Below are 18577 nucleotides of genomic sequence, written 5' to 3'. Positions count from 1 at the left end.
GGGAGAGATGATGAAAAATATACTAAAACTTACTGCTATTTGTGTTTTTGCCGCATCAGTGTTAGCAACCTATGCTAATGGTTCTAAGGATATAAGTAAAAAAGATCCTCTATATAACTCAAGTAATCCAGACGTGGTAACTCAAGATAAGATGTCTTTAAGAAAAGAGCCTCTTATAGCTACAGATGTAGTGTTGCCAGAGTATAGCTGGACTACCAAGGGGCCAGGGGAGGCTGTAAGGATAAAAAGAGCTTATGAAAACGCTCCTCCTCAAATACCACACAGCACTGAAGGACTACTACCTATAACTAAGGATAACAACTCTTGTATGGGCTGCCATATGCCAAATGTAGCTAGTAGTGTAGGGTCTACGCCTATACCAAAGTCTCACTTTTTTGACTTTAGACGCAACAAAGATGACAATGGTAAGCTAGATGGGACAAGGTTTGTATGTACTACTTGCCACGTACCTCAAGCTAATGCTAAGCCACTAGTTAAAAACAACTTCCACCCAGTTTTTAGAGATCCTAAGCTTATAAACTCAAGCAACCTTATAAAAGTTATAAGCGAAGGTGTGAATCTTAAAGCTTCTAAGTAAGGCTTTTATAGCTTAAGTAGTTTTTGCTTAAGCTATAAGTCCTTATCTTTTTAAAGCCCAAAAAGGGCTTTAAACTCTTATCTATCTTATAAGTTACTTTTTGCCCGTACATATATTTTGTATTTTTAAAGACAGTATAAAAAAAGGCTAGGATTTTTATGATATGAAGATTAAGAGGGAGTAGTAAAAAAATTAAGCAATTATAAAAGTATGGAATCTAAGATTCCATAAAAACTAAAAAGCACTTTGGAGATAAACTAGCCTACTACATCATATCCAGCATCTTCTATAGCGTCTTTGATAGTATCTAGCTTTACTTTATCATCATGCTCTACTGTTACAGTTTTGTTTTCTAAACTCACATCAATTGAGCTTACGCCTTCAAGTTCACCTATAAATTTTTCTACTTTATCAACACAGTGAGAACAACTCATACCTTCTACTTTTAAAACACTTTTCATCGTTTTATCCTTTAAAATAATATAGTCTTGATGAGCTAAGTACAACTGAGACTGAACTTAGACTCATAGCTATACTTGCTATCATTGGATTTAACCATATATCTAAGGCAGCCAAAGCACCTAAAGATATAGGTATACAGATGATATTATAGACAAAAGCAAAGCCAAGATTTTGTTTTATATTTCTTAAAGTGGCACGACTTAAAGCTATGGCACTTGAAACCGCCTTTGGTTCGTTGTTAAAGACTATAACATCAGCTTGTTTTAAGCTAACTTCGCTTCCTTCAGCCATGACCATACTTACATCTGACCTCGCTAGGGCTGCGGCGTCATTCATCCCATCGCCTACCATCATCACTATGTGATTTTGCTTTTTAAGCATTTCGATATTTTGTATCTTAGTCTCTGGTGTGCAGTCACCTTTATAGTCAGTTATGCCAAGATTTTCAGCACTTATAGCGACGTTTTTGATGTTATCTCCACTTAGCATGTGCACACTAACTTTCATCTTTTTAAGTCTAGCTATAGCTTCTTTTGAAGTAGCTTTTAACTCATCTTCTAAGATAACAGCACTAAGTAGTTCTTCTTTGGAATCTGGGGTATTTGGATTTTCAACTCTACTTAAAAAGACCATCATACTAGCTTCATTAGTTAGTGCTTCAGGTATATGTTCAAACATGCCGGCATTACCTAGTTTGTAATCTACTCCATTTATAAGTGCTTCCATACCCTTGCCTAAGATGCTTTTAGAGCTAGTAACTTCTAAAAGTGGGATATTAGCGTTTTGGGCGTGTTTGACTAGGGCTTTAGCTATGATGTGAGAGCTTTGTGCTTCAATACTTGCAATTATTTGCATGATATCAAACTCACTTAGCTTTGTATCAAGGATATTTACTTTTTTAACTAAGATATTACCCGTACTTAGCGTTCCAGTCTTATCAAAAACTGCAGTATCCACTCTTGAAAGCGTTTCTATAACACTTGCTTTTGTAAAAAAGATTCCATTAGCACTGGATTTAAAGTTAGCAAAAAGAAGCGCCATAGGAGTAGCAAGACCAAGGGCACAAGGACAAGAGATAAGAAGTGTAGTAGTAAAGACATCAAGTCCTTTAGCAAAACTCATATCTGCTATCCACCAAGCAATACCCCCAATTAGTGCTAGTAAGATTACAGTTGGCACAAAGTAAAGTGATACTCTATCAGCTATACGTGCGATTTGTGCTTTGCTTTCTCTGGCTTTTTCTACTAACTCTTTTATTTTATTAAGAGTGGAATCTTTAGCCTCTTGGGTGGCTTTAAAGATGATGGCAGATTCTAGATTTAGCGTGCCTGAGTAAAGAAGATCTTTAGTTTGCTTTACTACTGGCATACTTTCACCACTAAGCATGCTTTCATCTATACTTGCGTTTTCTGAGACTAAGATTCCATCTACTGGCACATAACCAAAAGGCATAACTTTTATATAATCGCCAATCTTTACATCCTCACTTGGAATCTCTCTTTCAGTATAGTTAGACCCAGTGCCATTAAAACCTTCAAGTTTGATAGCAGTAGTACTCATGTTTGAAAGGAGGGCATCAGTGCCTGACATGGCTGAGTTTTTAATATTAGTTTCTATGTACTTTCCAAACATGACAAAAGTTAAGATAACACAGACACTTTCAAAGTAAAGGCCATGACTTCCATCTGTAAAAAACCCTAGATAGATACTATAAAAAAAGCTAGCTAGAGCACCTATGGCAACTAAAGAATCCATATTGGGTGCTAGTCTAATTAGTGCTTGAATACCTCTTATAAAGAAGTTTCGCCCTAGGTGCATGACTATTAACACTATTATTAATTGTACAACTACGTTTACGGTGTACTGCTCTAAAAAGGCTGGTAGATAGAAGTTAAACATCTCATGAAGCATGGAGATATAAACGATTATAACTGTTAGTATCACACTTAAGATAAGCTTTTCTTTAGTGTTAAAAAGGTGATTGAACTTATACCAAAAAGGAAGATTTTCATAGTCTTCTAAGTTTTGTGTTTGTGTCTTAGCAGGGCTTTTAGAAGTAGCTTGCTGCTTACTTTCAGTTTTTTTATCTTCTTTTAAAGAGGCTTTATAGCCTAGCTTTTCTATGGTTTTTAGCGTATCTTCTAAAGCGTTTGCATTTTCTGTGACATCAAGCTTTAAGGCTGCAGAGTTAGTTAGTAAAAACACCTCTGCATCTTTTACATATTTTTTGCGTTTTAAGGACTTTTCTATGGAGGCCTGACACGCAGCACAGGTCATACCTTCTACGTTGATACGGTACTCTAAGACCTCATCGTTACTTTTTTCATTTTCTTGTTCTTGCATCTTAAACCTAACTACCCCTAATTTTTAATAACTTAGATTCCTTAAAGAATCTACATCATTTCCTTCTAAAGTTATATTGTCTTTATCATAAAACTTGCTAAATAAGTCATCAAAGTAGTACACATCATAGCCTTTTTCAACTAGGTGAGTACCTACTTTTGCAGCCCTTCCGCCACGTCTGCATTGGATAAGTATCTTTTTGTCTTGATTTGCTTTTACTTTAGCTTCTATGTCATCCATCTCATCTAGGTTAGTAACACCTTTTATATGTACTTTATCATACTCATCCTTGTCTCTTACATCTATGATTAGATAATCTTTTGGATTAAAACCATCTATATAAACTGGCTTTGCTAGGCTTTTTGCATTTTTTCCATTCATAGCTCTATCACTCATTGGCGTCTCCTTTTTTTTGTGAAGTTGGGCGTATATTATGTTAGAAGTTTGCAAATGCTTAGCCATTAGGAGGTTAACTTTTTATCTTACTTATTTTATAGATTTATAAAACTTTTCTCCATAGCACCTTAAGGTGTATATTTCCTAAACTAGATAAAGAAAGTTTAAGTTAACCAAGCTTTTGCTGTGTTAAGCCTATTATCTTAGCCATTTATGTAAACTAAGTTTTTACTATTAGGCATATATCTAGTGTTTGGGCAAAAATATCTTCTAAAAACTTCATAAAGTGATAGCTTAAAAACTAGTAAGCTTTAAGTAAGGCTACTCCTAGCTAGAGGGGAGATTAACACTCTCTTCTAACAAGCCAACTTTAAAAGCACTTGATAACCCTCACTAGACTTATTAGACCAGACTGCTAGAATAGCGCACCTTATCTTTTAAGGATAATTAATATCATTTAGCTTTAAGCTTCCTTAGCTAAAACTTAAAAAGAAGCTAGGCGGTATAAAGGCTTAAAAAGGGCTTAGGTAGTCAAAGACTTCAAGCATAAAGAGACAAAGAGACTAGGTGACCTAACATGAAACAAAACAAAAAACAAAAACCACTACAAGCACAAAAAATTAAGCAAATCCTATCAGTCATAGTCTCTTTTTCTGCTGTCTTACCTAGCAATCTAGTTGGAGCAGACTTAAGGGTGAGAAATAATATCTCTCCAAGAAATGTAAACCTTACTAAGTCAGCCAATGACACAGATGTAGTAAACATAGCCAATCCAAAAGATGGAATCTCTCATAATAACTTTAACTCCTTTGATATTAATAGTGCTGTTATCTTAAACAACAGCCAAGCTAATGGCGTCTCTCAAACTGGAGGCTTTGTCACTAAGAACCCAAACCTTACTACTAATGCAAGACTTATCATCACAGAAGTACATAGCGCTAATCCAACAAGCTTAAATGGCTCTGTTGAAGTCTTTGGTAAAAGTGCTGATTTAATCTTTGCTAATGAAAATGGCATAGTAGTAAATGGTGCTAGCTTTATAAATGCTAATGGGCTAACACTTACAACTGGGCTTATAGAAGCAAACAGACTAGATATAAAAGGGAGTGGACAAGTAAAGATACTAGAAAAAGGCATAGGCGTAAGTGGAGACTACTTTAATATCATAGCTAGAGGGATGAGTTTAGCTGGAAGTATAGTCCCGCTAAATCCAGCTAAACGACCAGTTATAAACCTAGTAGCAGGGCAAAATATAGTCTCTTTAGAAGATAAAGCAAACCCTAAAGTTATAGAATCTAGAAGTGATGATAAGACTAAGCCAACTTATGCCATAGATGGAAGCTCCCTTGGCTCGATGTATGCTGATAGGATAAGGTTTATAAGCACTGAAGATGGAGTTGGCGTAAGGCATGAAGGTAGTATAAAAAGCTTGCATGACTTAGAGGTGCTAGCAGCAGGAAATATTAATCTAAAAGATGCAGTAAGCACAGAGGGTAATCTTAAAGTAGATACTAAAGGGGATGCCAGCCTTGGCGTAGCTGCTGCAGTCGCTGGGAAGGTGGCTATAAAGAGTAAGAGTCTAAGTAGTGATGAGCTTTTATACGCTGGCAAGGGACTAAATGTAACTTCAGATAATGCCACTATAAAAAAAGCCATAGTTGCAAGTGATGACTTTAGCTTAAATGGTAGTGATGCAGTCATAGATGACACTTTAGTAGCTGCTGGGAATCTAAACGCCAAAGCTTCCAAAAATGCAAACTTTAAGACAGTAGAAGTAAGTGGTGGTAATGCTAATATCGCCTCACAAGGTGATCTAAGTTTAGATTCCATAAAAGCTAATAGTGGGAGTATAACCTTAGCTGGAATCAAAGTAGATGCTAAGAGTGTAGCTGCAAGTCGTGATATAAACTTAAAAGCTAGCAACCTACTTAACTCTAGTCTTTACTCACAAGATGGAAGCATAAGCACAAGCTCTAACACTGCCACACTTAATACAGTACAAGCGGCCAAAGATATAAGCTTAGAATCTAAAGGTAACTTAAGTGCTAAGATTTTGCTAAGCCAAGAAGGTAATGTAAGCCTAAAAGGCAAGGATTTAAATCTAACTAATACCCAAGCAAAAAACGATATAACTTTAGATTCTACAGGCACTATCAAAAGTCAAAATCTCCTTAGCCAAACTGGTGGCTTAAACATAAAAGCTAACTCTTTAAGTAATGATGATTTACTTCAAGCTAGCAAAGATATAACGCTTATAGCTACTAGTGATTTAAGCACTAAAACTCTAATTAGCACTGAAGGAAGTATAAACGCAAAAGTAGCTAGTGGTTTACTAAAAGCTAGTGAAGTATATGGAAGTAAAGATATAGACTTAGAATCTAAAAGCTTTGACGCACAAGACATCCTTAGTCAAAAAGGCAATGTAAGTGTAAACACTAAAAGCGATGTAAACATAGATACTATAAAAGCAGCTAAAAATATAAGTCTTAATACAACTAGTAATCTTAGTGCTAAGATTTTGCTAAGCCAAGAAGGTAATGTAAGCCTAAAAGGCAAGGACTTAAGCCTAACTAATACCCAAGCAAAAAACGATATAACTTTAGATTCTACAGGCACTATCACAGGCGTTAACATCCTTAGTCAAGAAGGCAACCTAAACTTAAAAGCTAACTACTTAAAAAGCACTAATCTTTTAAAAGCCACTAAAGATGTAAGCCTTAGTGTGCTTGATGCACTAGATGCTAGATCTATAGTTAGCACAGGAGGCGATGTAGCACTAGACACAAAAGGCAAAGCAAACCTCTTACTGGCAAAGGCTGCTAAAAACTTAAATATAACTGCAAGTGATATAAGCTCTTCTTACCTAGAAGCAAATAGTGCTAGCTTGAAAGTAGCTAACAGCCTTACTAACAAAGGCCTTATACAAGGAGGCACGCTAGATATAAATGCTAAAAGTTTTCTTAATGAAGCTAGCTTTGATCCTAGCTTGGGACTAAAAGATATAGACAGGGCTTATATAAAAGGAGGAAGTGCTAAGTTTAAAACTGATACTTTTAATAACAAAGGCACTATAGATACTACTAGCTTAGACTTAGATTCTACTAGCCTAGCTAATAGTGGCACCCTTCAAGCAACAAATACTTTGAATCTAAACTATAACAGCCTTAGTAACAGTGGAGATATAGCCTCACAAAAAGATATAACTGCAAAAGGCACTAGCACTACTAATACTAAAAATATACTAGCAGGCAGTGCTTTAAGGCTAACTACAGATAGCCTTACTCAAGATGGGGCTTTAAAAGCAAGCAAGCTAGATATAAGTGCAAGCAAGGATATAGCTAATACTAAAGACATAGAAGCAAGTGATCTTAGAGTACAAGCTAGTAGCCTTACTAATAGTGGTGATATGAAAGCAGATACTTTAGGAATTAAAGCAGATTCTATAACTAACTCTAAAACTATTAAGGCTAATAGCATCTTACTAGCTTCTACAAACGCTATAACTAATACTGGAGATATAGAATCTTCTAGTCTTTTAAACCTAAATGCTAGCACTTTAAATAACTCTGGGAATCTTTTAAGTGATAAAAACTTAAGTCTCAAGCTAAGTGGTAAGGGTGACACTTTAACTAGCATCTTTACTAATGCTAATGGCAAGATAGTAGCTAAAAAAGACCTAAGCTTAACTGCTAGCCCTAAGATAAGCCTAGATAGCTCATTAGGTAAGTTTTATAGTGGGGATAGTCTTAATATAACTAGTAAAAGCGACATAAGCTTAGGCAACTATCAAAATGAAGGTAGTATCAACCTAAACACAACTGGTGATATAACTAATGCTAATGCCCTTTTAGCAAGTGGTAAGTCTATCTCGCTAAGTGCTAAAAATATAACTAATAGTGGCTATATATGGGCACAAGATGGCTTAAGTATAAAAGCAGCACAAGCCCTAGCTAATAACGACACTTTAGAAAGCCTAGGAGATATGAGTTTAAGTGCTAAAAGTATAGTTAATAAAAACCTAGTCTATGCCCATCAAAATCTAAGCCTAGAATCTCCTAACATAACTAATATCTCAACTCAAAATGGCAAGATAGTCACTTCAGCCCTAAATAGTTTTGTAACAGGTAGTGGAGAGGCCAACTATGGTGATACTGCTTATAAAACTTGGACTGGAAGCGTTATACTAAATCTCCCAACTTACTCTTATGAAAGCAACATCAAGCAATCAGTTATAAAAGCCAGCAAGGATATAAACATAAATCTAGCTAGTCAAGATAAAAATGCAACTATTAACAACATCCTTTCAGCCATAGTAGCTGGAGGAAATCTAAACTCAGTTGGGAATCTTAATAATGAAACTAAAACTACTAGCATTGGTATACAAAGCATTTTAAGTTCTGTAAGGACAGATGGAGGCTTTGATCTTACCGAGCATCTAGGTAGCTTAAAAACAGGCTCTTCACACTATTTCCGTAGTGGTGCTGATATGCTGACTATTTTAAAGTTCTTTGCTACTTCAGGTATAAAAGCTCACCAAAAACAAACTGCTTGGACTGCTATAAAAGACGCAGCTTCTAAAAACCCTACGTTAAATGAGTACTTATCACTTTTCTTAGGCACAGACTATGCAAGCTCTAAATTCGTGCCAGACCCTAGTACGTGGAACTATAACGCAAAGCTAGTTTTTACTCCAACACAAGGGGCACTAACTGCAAGCAGGGGTAATATAAACTTAGTTGGTAATAACTTAAAAAACCACACTGATATCTCAGGCATAGATAGTAATGTAGCCTATGCCATCTCTTCTAGCAGTGTAAAAAGTTTAGATCTAAACTATAGCACTAACCCTTTAAGGCCTTCACTAGATTCTAAAATCTTTAGTGTTAATAAGGCCTTTTTAACTCCAAGTAAAGACAAAGCAAACCAAGATCTTAGCTCTTTAGGAGGGATAGAATCTAGTGAGATGAAGGCTTTGCTAAATAAGCCTAGCCTTACTGATACTTCAAAAGATTTAGCTAACCCTGCTTTAAAAGCTGGTGATTCTAACTCAGAAAACACGCTTGCATTAGTCGCTAAAGTGATAGATAAAGCTAGTGCTAATAGTCTTTTTAATCAAAAAGTAACCTACTATATAGAGACTAATTTAGACTATATAGACATGTCTAAGTTTTATGGCTCACAGTACTTTTTTACTCAGATAGGCTTTGATAGTAAAAGACCTGTAACTGTTATAGGTGATGCCTACTATGAACACGCCCTTCTTGATGCTTCTTTAAACGCACAGCTTAAAAACAACATGACCCTAAGTGCACCAGAAGTAAAATCACTTATAGATAATGGAGTAAAAGCTAGTAAAACCTTAGGGCTAAAAGTAGGCACTCCTTTAACTAATGCTCAAGTAAGTAGTCTTAAAAACAACCTAGTTTGGTACGTGACTACTAAGATAAATGGAGTAGATGTTTTAACACCAAAGCTTTATCTAACAAAAGATACTTTAGCTAATAGCACAAATCTTTCTAGCAACCTTTCAAGCATAGTGGCTAACAAAAGTCTAAAAGTAGAAAGTGATGGCATAGATAACTACTATGGTAACTTAAAAGCAAAAGATGAAGTAGCACTAAAAGCAGATAGTGAGTTTAAAAATATAAGTGCTAATATAGAATCTAACTTAGTAGATGTAGTTGCCAAAAAAGCTACTATAGGCACTAAACTTGGCATAGATGGAAGTGGCAAGCTTACTAGTTCAAATCAGTCTAATATCAAAGGAAAAGATATTAGCATCATCACAGATAAAAACTTAGATATAACTAATAGCAACATAACTGGTAAAGATTCTAACTCTAAGATCCTTTTAGCTTCAAAAGCTGGAGATATCAATATCACAAATGATAACTCTTTGGAATCTAGCTTTAACACAAAAGACTTAGCAGGCACTAAGCTTACAACTAACACCCTTACTAGCAATGTTTTAAGTTCTAATATAAGTGCTGGCAATATAGATGTGATAGCAAAAGATAGTCTTAATATAAAAGGAACTAATCTAATAGGCACTAGCGAACATGGCGCTATCTCTTTAGAGGCTGATAAACTAACAGTAAGTGATGCTAAGAAAAAAGTAGATGAGTTTACAGCTTCATACTTTGCTGGTATTAATGATGCTACTCATATGCTTGAAGTCTCTCACAACACTAGCACGCACACAGTAGCAAGCCTAAGTGAAGCTAGCAACATAGCAGGACTTGGAAGTATCAACCTAAAAGCAAATGATAAGCTAGATATAAACGCTAGCAATATAGAGGCTAAAAAAGATCTAAACTTAGTAGCTAAAGATATAAACATAGCAGATTCTAAAAACTTAATCAACCAAAACTCTATAGATGAAAATGCCCAAATCCTGGGCTATAGCCAAGAAGTAACTAAGCTAGAAAGCACTCAAAGCATAGGGTCTAGCTTAAGTGCTAAACATCTAAACGTACTAGCTTCAAAAGATTTAAATGTCACAGGCTCTAAACTAAGTGCAGATGAGACTAGTTTAAATGCTAAAAATATAGACTTTAAAGCAGGAGTTAGTAAGACTAAGCAAGAAGTACAAAGCACTAACTTTGGGCTAGTAGGTAGTGTAAAAGCTGGCATTGCTAATGCTAGTGCTAATGCTGCATTTAACACTGCTACTAATGAAAATATCACTAGTGCAAGTGTTAATACTTCCAATGAAGCACCAAACACAGCTAATGTTAATGGCACTATGAACTCTGATGCCCTAGCTACTGCAGAAGTAGGTCTAGAGCTAGCTAAACAAAAAACTACTATAAGCGAGACCAAAAACACCCTTTCAAGCATAAAAGGCAACAACATAGCCATAAACGCAAAAGATAAAGCTGATATAGGTGGGGTTAATATAGAATCTAAAAACAACCTTAGTGTAGTAGCTGGCAAGTTAGATTCCACAAAGGCAGTTGATGAAAGTAGTACTCACACTGAAGGCTTTTCCATCTATGCTAAACAAAGCTTTCATACAACTAGCAACCTAGCAAGTGCGGCTAACCAACTAAGCACTGCTGTGCAAAATACAGAAAGTGGCAAGCAGCTAAACGCTGGCATAGTAGCTGCTCAAGTGGCAAGTAACGCTGCTAATATGGTGATGGGAGACTTGGCTAATCAAGACAGTATACAAAGTCTAGGCTTTACATATAACAAGCAAGATAGCAACACTCAAAAAGAAGTAGGAGGAAGCTTAAAAGCTAATAATAGCTTAAGCCTTCAAGCAACAAAGGGTGATCTTAACTTAAATGGAATCAATCTAGAAGCTAACAACATAGCCTTAAAAGCAAAAGATGACATAAATATAAAAGCCTTAAAGTCTCAAAGTCATACTGTAGGTTATTCCTTTGGTGCAGAAGCGAGGCTAAGTGAAAATGCAGGCTATGGCATGCTTGATGGAGGGCACGTTAATGTCGGAGTTGGAGGCAGTGTAAATGGCTCTTATAACAAAGAAGATAGCACTAAGTATACTAATTCAAACCTTAGTGCTAAAAATGCCCTAAGTCTAGAATCTGGAAAAGATACAACCTTAGAAGGCACAAATACAAAGGCAAAGGATGTAAGCTTAAACATAGGAAAAGACTTAAAAGTTAGCTCCTTACTTGATAAGACTAATAGCACAGGTTTTAATCTAAACCTAGGAGGAGATGCCTCACTTGGTCTTTCTACTAACACTATAGTTATAGCTGCTGCATCTGGTAATGTCGGAGTTGGCTATAACCAAAAAGATGCTTCCTTAGTTAACAAACAAAGCTCCCTTGTCGCTACTAATACTCTTAATGGAAAGGTTAGTAATGATATAAATCTAAGTGGAGCTACCCTTAGTGCTAAAAATGGCAATATAAACTTAGGTGGAATCTTAAAGCATAAAGACTTAGATATATATGATCATAGTGATGGTGCTTTAGTCAATCTATCAGGTGGCACTGTAGGCAGTGGTAACTCTCATAACTTCGGTGCTGATATAAATATAAATGACCATATAGCAAAAGATGGCAAAGTCTTAAGTGCGGCTAATGTTAAGATAGATGGCAAAGACGCAGATATAAATCACGATGTGATAAATACAACTACAATAAAAGATAGCTCCTTTGCTGGTGGTAGTATGAATGCAAGCTTAAGCACTGATATGCTAAAAGGCTTAAAAGATAAGTTTAAACCTAAACCTAATGCAAGTAATGAGATAGATTCTATAGCCTTAGCTAGCACTTTAGCTAATAATCTAGCAGCTAAACATGACACTTATAAAGATGCTATCAAAAAAGATGAGGTTTTATTAGGCGCACCTAAAAATCCAAAAGCCCCTAAAGAAGAAGGTTTAGAATCTAGTGCATCTTTAGCGTCTTTAGCAACTTTAGCTTCAGATACAAGCACAAGTAAAAAGCCTAATGCTTTAAAATCAGCCTTTGGCAAGCTAAAAAATAAGCTTACTAAGAAAAACACTTATAGCACAGCTAGTTTTGATGATAGTGCAACAACTAGTTATGGAAGCTATCTTACTAAAGATGAAACTAGCATAAACTATATCCCAGAGCCACTAGAAAGAAAGCCTTTAGATGTGCAAGAAGTAGCCTTAACACAAGGGGATAAAGAAGATGTAATTGATTCTATCCAGCACATAAGTGATAACTTATATGACTTAGAAAAACTAAAAGACTTAAGAGAGCTATTAGAGGCAACAACTTCTAATAAAAGCTATAAAGAGGCATTTAGAGAAGACTACTTGTTAACTGGCACAACTATGGGTGAGATGTGGGATAAGATCACTCCTAGGATATTAACTAGTAGGGAAGATTTAAAAGGAGTAAAGGCTTATGATGAGTTTTCAAATACTTTTTTTGATGACGCACAAGAATCTTTAGTTAATAATAAAGACTGGAAGCACTACCTTCAAAGTGACTTAAAAGATAACAAAAATGTAGAAAAACTAGGTGAGGCTATATTATGTTCATATGCTGAAACTTGTGCTAAACATAATATAACCTTCTATCCACCTAAAATCAAAGTTAGTGGGAACTTAAACCACTTTGAGCCAAATGAAAATGTAGTCTACTTACAAGAAAATCATATCCGCCATCCAAGAGAGCTAACTATTACGATATTTCATGAGCTAACTCACGCAAGGCAAGATAATCTAAACTTGCACCCTAATATGAATAGATTTAATGATGATATGAAAGATATAGTAAAAATACTAAGTATCAATCAAATAAACTATGTAGACCCAAAACTTATAGGCTATAGATTCTATGCTAATCAGCCTATGGAAGCTGAAGCTTTTACAGATGAAGCAAAGCTTAGTCGCTTATTAGACACTAAGTATAAAGACTTACTTAAAGAGCCTCATGTTTTAGCACAAGATTTAGCAGATAGACTAACTTCAAAGGCTGATACTTATAAAGAAGTTACTCCAAGCTTTATAGCAAGCAGTGAATACCAAGATAATACTCCAAGTATTGATAGGACTACTAAGCCAGTAGTTACTACCTTGCCTCCTAGTCTTCCTCCAAGAGATAGCGTGCTTAGTGCTGCTATACAAGATAGCACAAAAGCACCAAGTGAAGGTGATAAAAAAGATATAAGTGATCTTTTAAAAAGGGCAAATACTGGGGCAAGCAGCATAGAAAAGATAGAAGATGTAAGCAGTCTTTTAAAAGGCATAGCTAATAATCAAATCTATAAGAATCTTAACACCAATGAAAGCGAAACTAGAAAAGAGTTTGGCAAAGTGGTAGCAAGTGTGGGTAAAAACTTAGAAAACTATGAAGGCTATGAAGGCTATAAAAACTTTACAGGAGATATAGCAAAAGAAGTTACAGATAAGATTCTATCAAATCCTAACTTTGAAGCTAAGCTAAAAGCAGACTTAAGTAAAAAAGACAACAAAAGGGAGCTAGTAAAAGTTATAGAGAGTGAGTACTCAAAAGTCTTACAAGATAAGGGTTTAAGCGGTATCAAAGCGCAAGTTGTGATCAAAGATGATATGAAACAACTTGGGGCTTACTCATCTTCTGGTGAGACTAATGTCTTAGCTATATCTAATAAAGATGTAAACCCTATAAGGCTAGCTAATGTAGCTTTACATGAGCTAACACATGGAAGACAAGAAGTATTTAATAAAGAAAAAGACAAGCTACCAGAAAACGTGCTAGCAGCCCATAGCATCTATGAGCTAAACTCTGAAAACAACAACTACTTTTCTTCAAACTATGGCAAGGATATATATATAAATCAGCCTGTTGAAAAAGAAGCCTTTGTAACTGGGGATAACTTTGAAAGGATCTTAAAAGATAAATATCCCAAACTAAGTAAAAACTTAAAAGATGACCTTGCTACTACTCCAAAAAGTAAAAATGCCCTTCAAAAACTAACCAATGCCCTTAAAAATAAAAAGCAAGATGATAAAGGCGTAGTTAAGTTTTATGACCCAAAAGGTTTGGTTGATTCTAAAGAAGCTAACTCTAGTGCCTCTTTAGAATCTAATCCACTAGTAGAAACACTGCATATAAGCTATAGCGAAACGCCACAAACGCCAAATTATGCGCCTAATGACCCAAAAGATTCTAAGCCTAGTGTTGATAGAACTACTAAGCCAGTTATAGATATAGCCAATCCCCCAAAACCTTTACCAAAAGATATAAAAATAGATAATGAAGAAAGACAGTCAAATAGTGATAAGGCTGATATTAAAGATGTGTTTAAAAGGGTTGAAGGGGCTATAAAAACTAAAGACTTAGATGTAGAACAAGTTGGCGAGATCATGAAAGGTATAGTTAATACTAAATCAGGTGAGATACAACTAGAAGATGAAAACTTAATCAATCACGCAGTAAGACAAGTCTATCTAAACCTATGGAAGGATAAAAGTAAAAATGCAAAAGACTATGATGCCCTAACTGATAAGATACATAATGACGCTTATAACAACTACATAAAAGGAGAGGGCAATCTAGCCAAGCTAGATAAAGACCTTTCAAACTATAATAATGCTAAGTCTGTAGTAAGTGATGTAGCTAAGGCTTATACAGAGGCTATAAAGGCTAATGGTATAAAAGATTCCAAAGAGCCAAGTATAAAAAGTGGTGGCGATGAAGACTTTGCTTTTATAAAAGATGGTGATGATGAATATATCAACATGCCAAAAGACTTTGATACTAGATATGCCACAGAAAATAAACGTGATGGCAGACAAAAAACCTTACTTGATAGCGCCTTCCATGAGATGACTCATAAACTCCAACATGACTTAGGGGAAAATCAAGATAAATTTAAAAGCGAGGCTAGAGGCTGGATAAATGTGCTTTACTCTAACCTTAGCATGTACACTTATGACGATAGGCTTTATAAAAGACAACCAGTTGAAGATGAAGCCCATAAAGTTGGTGGAAAGATAGCTAATATGGTCATGGACGCACTTAAAAATCCTGCCCCTAAAAGTCCCGCTTCTAAAACGATAAGGGTAGTAAACCCAGATGATGATTTTAAAGAAACACTAGTCTTAAAGTATAGTGAAAAGCCACAAACGCCAAACTACGCACCTAATGACCCAAAAGATTCTAAACCTAGTGTTGATAGAGCTACTAAGCCTATACTTGATGTTTCTAATCCTCCTAGCATCCCTATAAAAGCCCCTCTTACAAGCACTTATAAAACTTCTAGTGTTAGTGACTCTCTTGATACGCTTGATTTTATAAAGCGAACTGGGAATGGCTTTGATAGCTTAAGCTTAGAGCAAAAAGCAGACTTAGTAGAAGGAGGCTTGCTAAACTCACAAGCTAGCTTAAACTCTAAAAAGTCCCTTTTTGGAGACATGGTAAAACTAGCGGCTAATAAGCATATATTTACACCATTTGGTGACATGCTAACTAGTGGGGATGGGCAAGTAGCAGAGTATAAAAACTTGCTTCATAACGTCTCAGCTGATGCTGTAGAAAACCTAGTCTTGCACAAAGATATAGATTCTGTAACTTCAAAAGACTTTAGACTGCTAGATAACTATAAGCCTCTTTTAACTCATATGGCAGGAGCGTGGAGTGATGCTATGAGGGGTAATGGCATAGAGACTACAACGCCTTTAGTTAAAAATAGCATAACAGCAGATACCATCTCTTTTAACCACGTGGCTAATACACTAAATATCCCAAAAACTTATAGCACAGACTTTACTTTTGAGCCAAATGAACAAAAAGCAAAAGATAACGCTTTAGAATCAGGCTTTCATGAATTAACCCACAAGTTCCAAGCTGGTGTTATAGAAAATAGAAATAAGCTAGCACCAGAAGTGGCAAATGTCGGAAGGATACTTAAGGCAAATGGCGAGTACTACTTTGATGGCGGGCATGAAGGTGGAGATAGGGATGCAAACATTAAAAGATATGAAAGCCAAGCCTTAGAGCAAGAGGCCTATCACAATGCAACTAAGACTTTAAACTACTATAAAGATGTGATGGATACTGACTTTGGTGTAGCTAGTATGGATGACTTAAAAGGCAGTGCTTCAAGTGATACTTCAAGCCTAGAATCTGAAGATGAAAAACCTCTAACTCCTCTAAGTGTTAATAGAAATATTAAGCCTGTGCTTAAAAGCACAGCTAACAAAACCCCAAGCACTTTAAGCGATAAAAGCACTAAGTCAAACCTAAGCACTTCAAGTGGGACTTCTTTTTCTTTTGATGACTAAAACTAACTCTTTGTGGCAAAAAAAGCTAGCCTGGATTCTTTTTATCCTCCTAGCTTTTAGCACTTATGTGCAAGCTTTAAGCAGCACTAATCCTGAAAGTAACCCAGTTAGAAACCTAGACTTACTCCAAAAACAACAAAGAGATAACTATATAACTAATGAGTTAGATAGCGTAGAAAAAAAAGCAGCCCCTCCAAAGTTAGAATCTAGCAAAGAGGGTGTAACGCCTCAAAAACTCTATGTTTTTAAAACTATAAAGCTACTTGATAGTAAGCATAAAAACTACAAGATTAAAGAGATAAATAAAAAATACACTAATAAGAATCTAACTCTAAATGATATCTATCAAATAATCATCGAGCTTAGCAACGCCTACCTTGCCAAAGGCTATAGCACCACTCTTATAACTATAAAAAGCATAGATGAAAAAAATGCCATCTTAGTCTTAGAAGTAAAGTATGGCTATGTAGATAAGGTGATATTAAATGGTGTGAGAAATGACCTTGAAACAGTCCTTGGTGTGCCTTTAAGAAAAGGCAAAGTTTTAAACCTCTATGACTTAGACCAAAGCATAGAAAACCTCTCTACTGCCTTTCCAGATATCACTTCAAATATAGTTGCAAGCACTAAAGAAGGCTACTCAGATATCATCTTTACTGGCAAGCCAAAGTACTTTAATGCTGCAATTGATTTTAATAATAATGCCTTAAAAAACCATGGTCAAAATAGACTAGGCCTTAGCTACACGCAAAATAACTTTTTGCATATAAATGATAGATTTAGTGCTTATTATATCTACCGTCTTGTGAGTGATAGAGATAGGTATAAAGAGGATACATTTTTTATAAACTATGGTTTTCCTATATCTAGATGGTCGTTTTACTACTCCTTTCAGTATAGTGGCACTAGTGCTACACTAAGTGGAAATGCTGGAAGTTTTATAAATAAAAATGTAGTCTCAAGGCACTCTTTAGTCATAAAAAGAGTGATGTTTAGAAATCAGTTTTCAAAGCTTTCACTTTATACAACGCTTAATCTAAGAGATAGCCTAAATACTATAGCAAACGTAAGGCTTAATGAATCTAGTGGAATCTATACTGCCTTAAATCTAGGAGTAGAGTTTTCAACTAGGCTTTTTGATGGTAACTTTTATGGAAGCTTAGAGTATCAAAAGGGCTTGCCACTGCCCGGTGCTAAAAAAAATGATGGCTCTATCTATGATATAAACTATCAAAAAGTCTATCTAAACGCCGCTTATCAAAAGTATCTTTATGCAAGCAAGGAAGCAGGGATCTTATATAGAGGCAATCTTGTAGGCAGCTACTCTAAAAACCCCCTCCTTTTTACTGATAAGTTTTTTGTGGGGGATGAGTATAGTGTGAGGGGTTTTAAAGAAAGCTCTCTAGCACTAGATTATGGAATCTATCTTAACAACACCATATCTTTTAAGCCCTTAGGACTTCCTTGGTATCTTGCTGGTCTTGAGCCTTTTATAGGCTTTGATATGGCTTATGGAAGGGACTATGAGTTAAGTCATAGCGACTTTATCATAGGAGGGTCTGCTGGGATTTACTACAACATTAAGTACTTTTCGCTTAGCTTTACTTACTCCTTGCCGCTAAGAAGGTCTTTTGATATGCCTTCTGAATCTAATCCCATCTATCTTAGAGTCTCACTTAGTGTTTAACTAGTATGTAATGTAATAAAGCAATCAAATCTTTAAAAAACAAAAGAACAAAAGAGAAGGCTTAATAAGTTTAGGTTGGTGGTTTGTGGAGTTAGATGGAGATAGAGATTAAGAAAGACTTAGCTTTTTAAAAAGCATGTTTAGTGATTAAGTTATAGTAAGTAAGAATAAGCAAGCAACTTCAAGAGGGTGAAAAAACAAGCGATAGCGCAAGTTTCTTTGAAAAAGACTAACTAAAAACTAGACTTGCTAAAAGGCTTTTTGAGAAGCGCCTTTTCTAGTTTTTAGTTTTTTTCTTAGTTTAATTTAGTGCTAAGCTTAATAAAATAACTAGTATAATGAAAACTAAGATTTTGAGAATCTTTTTCAT

At 35.5% G+C, this 18577-nt stretch carries 6 protein-coding genes; 3 read left to right on the top strand and 3 right to left on the bottom strand.

Annotation, left to right across the window (positions count from 1 at the left end):
* Window positions 1–10 precede the first annotated feature (10 nt).
* Entirely contained in the window at window positions 11–598 is a 588-nt protein-coding gene (locus BKH40_RS03650; RefSeq protein WP_095277050.1) for a nitrate reductase cytochrome c-type subunit, read from the top strand.
* Window positions 599–855: 257 nt separating this feature from the next.
* Here the strand turns inward: BKH40_RS03650 and BKH40_RS03645 are convergent, their stop codons facing one another.
* From BKH40_RS03645 to BKH40_RS03635, 3 genes are read right to left on the bottom strand one after another with little or no spacing between them, the layout of a single operon-like run.
* Window positions 856–1059: a copper ion binding protein gene (locus BKH40_RS03645; protein WP_095277049.1), complete on the bottom strand. Its 204-nt coding sequence runs from the start codon at window positions 1057–1059 to the stop codon at window positions 856–858.
* Between the two features lie 4 nt (window positions 1060–1063).
* On the bottom strand, window positions 1064–3403 hold the full coding sequence (locus tag BKH40_RS03640; protein ID WP_095277047.1) for a heavy metal translocating P-type ATPase: 2340 nt from the start codon (window positions 3401–3403) through the stop codon (window positions 1064–1066).
* 24 nt (window positions 3404–3427) lie between these two features.
* Window positions 3428–3799 (bottom strand): rhodanese-like domain-containing protein, encoded by a 372-nt coding sequence (locus BKH40_RS03635; protein ID WP_257842498.1) that lies wholly within the window; start codon window positions 3797–3799, stop codon window positions 3428–3430.
* 577 nt (window positions 3800–4376) lie between these two features.
* Here BKH40_RS03635 and BKH40_RS03630 point away from each other — a divergent pair.
* Both BKH40_RS03630 and BKH40_RS03625 read left to right on the top strand, forming a co-directional pair.
* On the top strand, window positions 4377–16520 hold the full coding sequence (locus BKH40_RS03630; RefSeq protein WP_095277045.1) for a hemagglutinin repeat-containing protein: 12144 nt from the start codon (window positions 4377–4379) through the stop codon (window positions 16518–16520).
* On the top strand, window positions 16492–18207 hold the full coding sequence (locus BKH40_RS03625; protein WP_095277044.1) for a ShlB/FhaC/HecB family hemolysin secretion/activation protein: 1716 nt from the start codon (window positions 16492–16494) through the stop codon (window positions 18205–18207). Before BKH40_RS03630 ends, BKH40_RS03625 begins: the two co-directional genes overlap by 29 nt.
* Window positions 18208–18577: the final 370 nt, after the last annotated feature.

This window comes from Helicobacter sp. 11S02629-2, assembly GCF_002272875.1.
Classification (GTDB): domain Bacteria; phylum Campylobacterota; class Campylobacteria; order Campylobacterales; family Helicobacteraceae; genus Helicobacter_I.
This window is presented reverse-complemented; position numbering and strand designations above follow the sequence as displayed.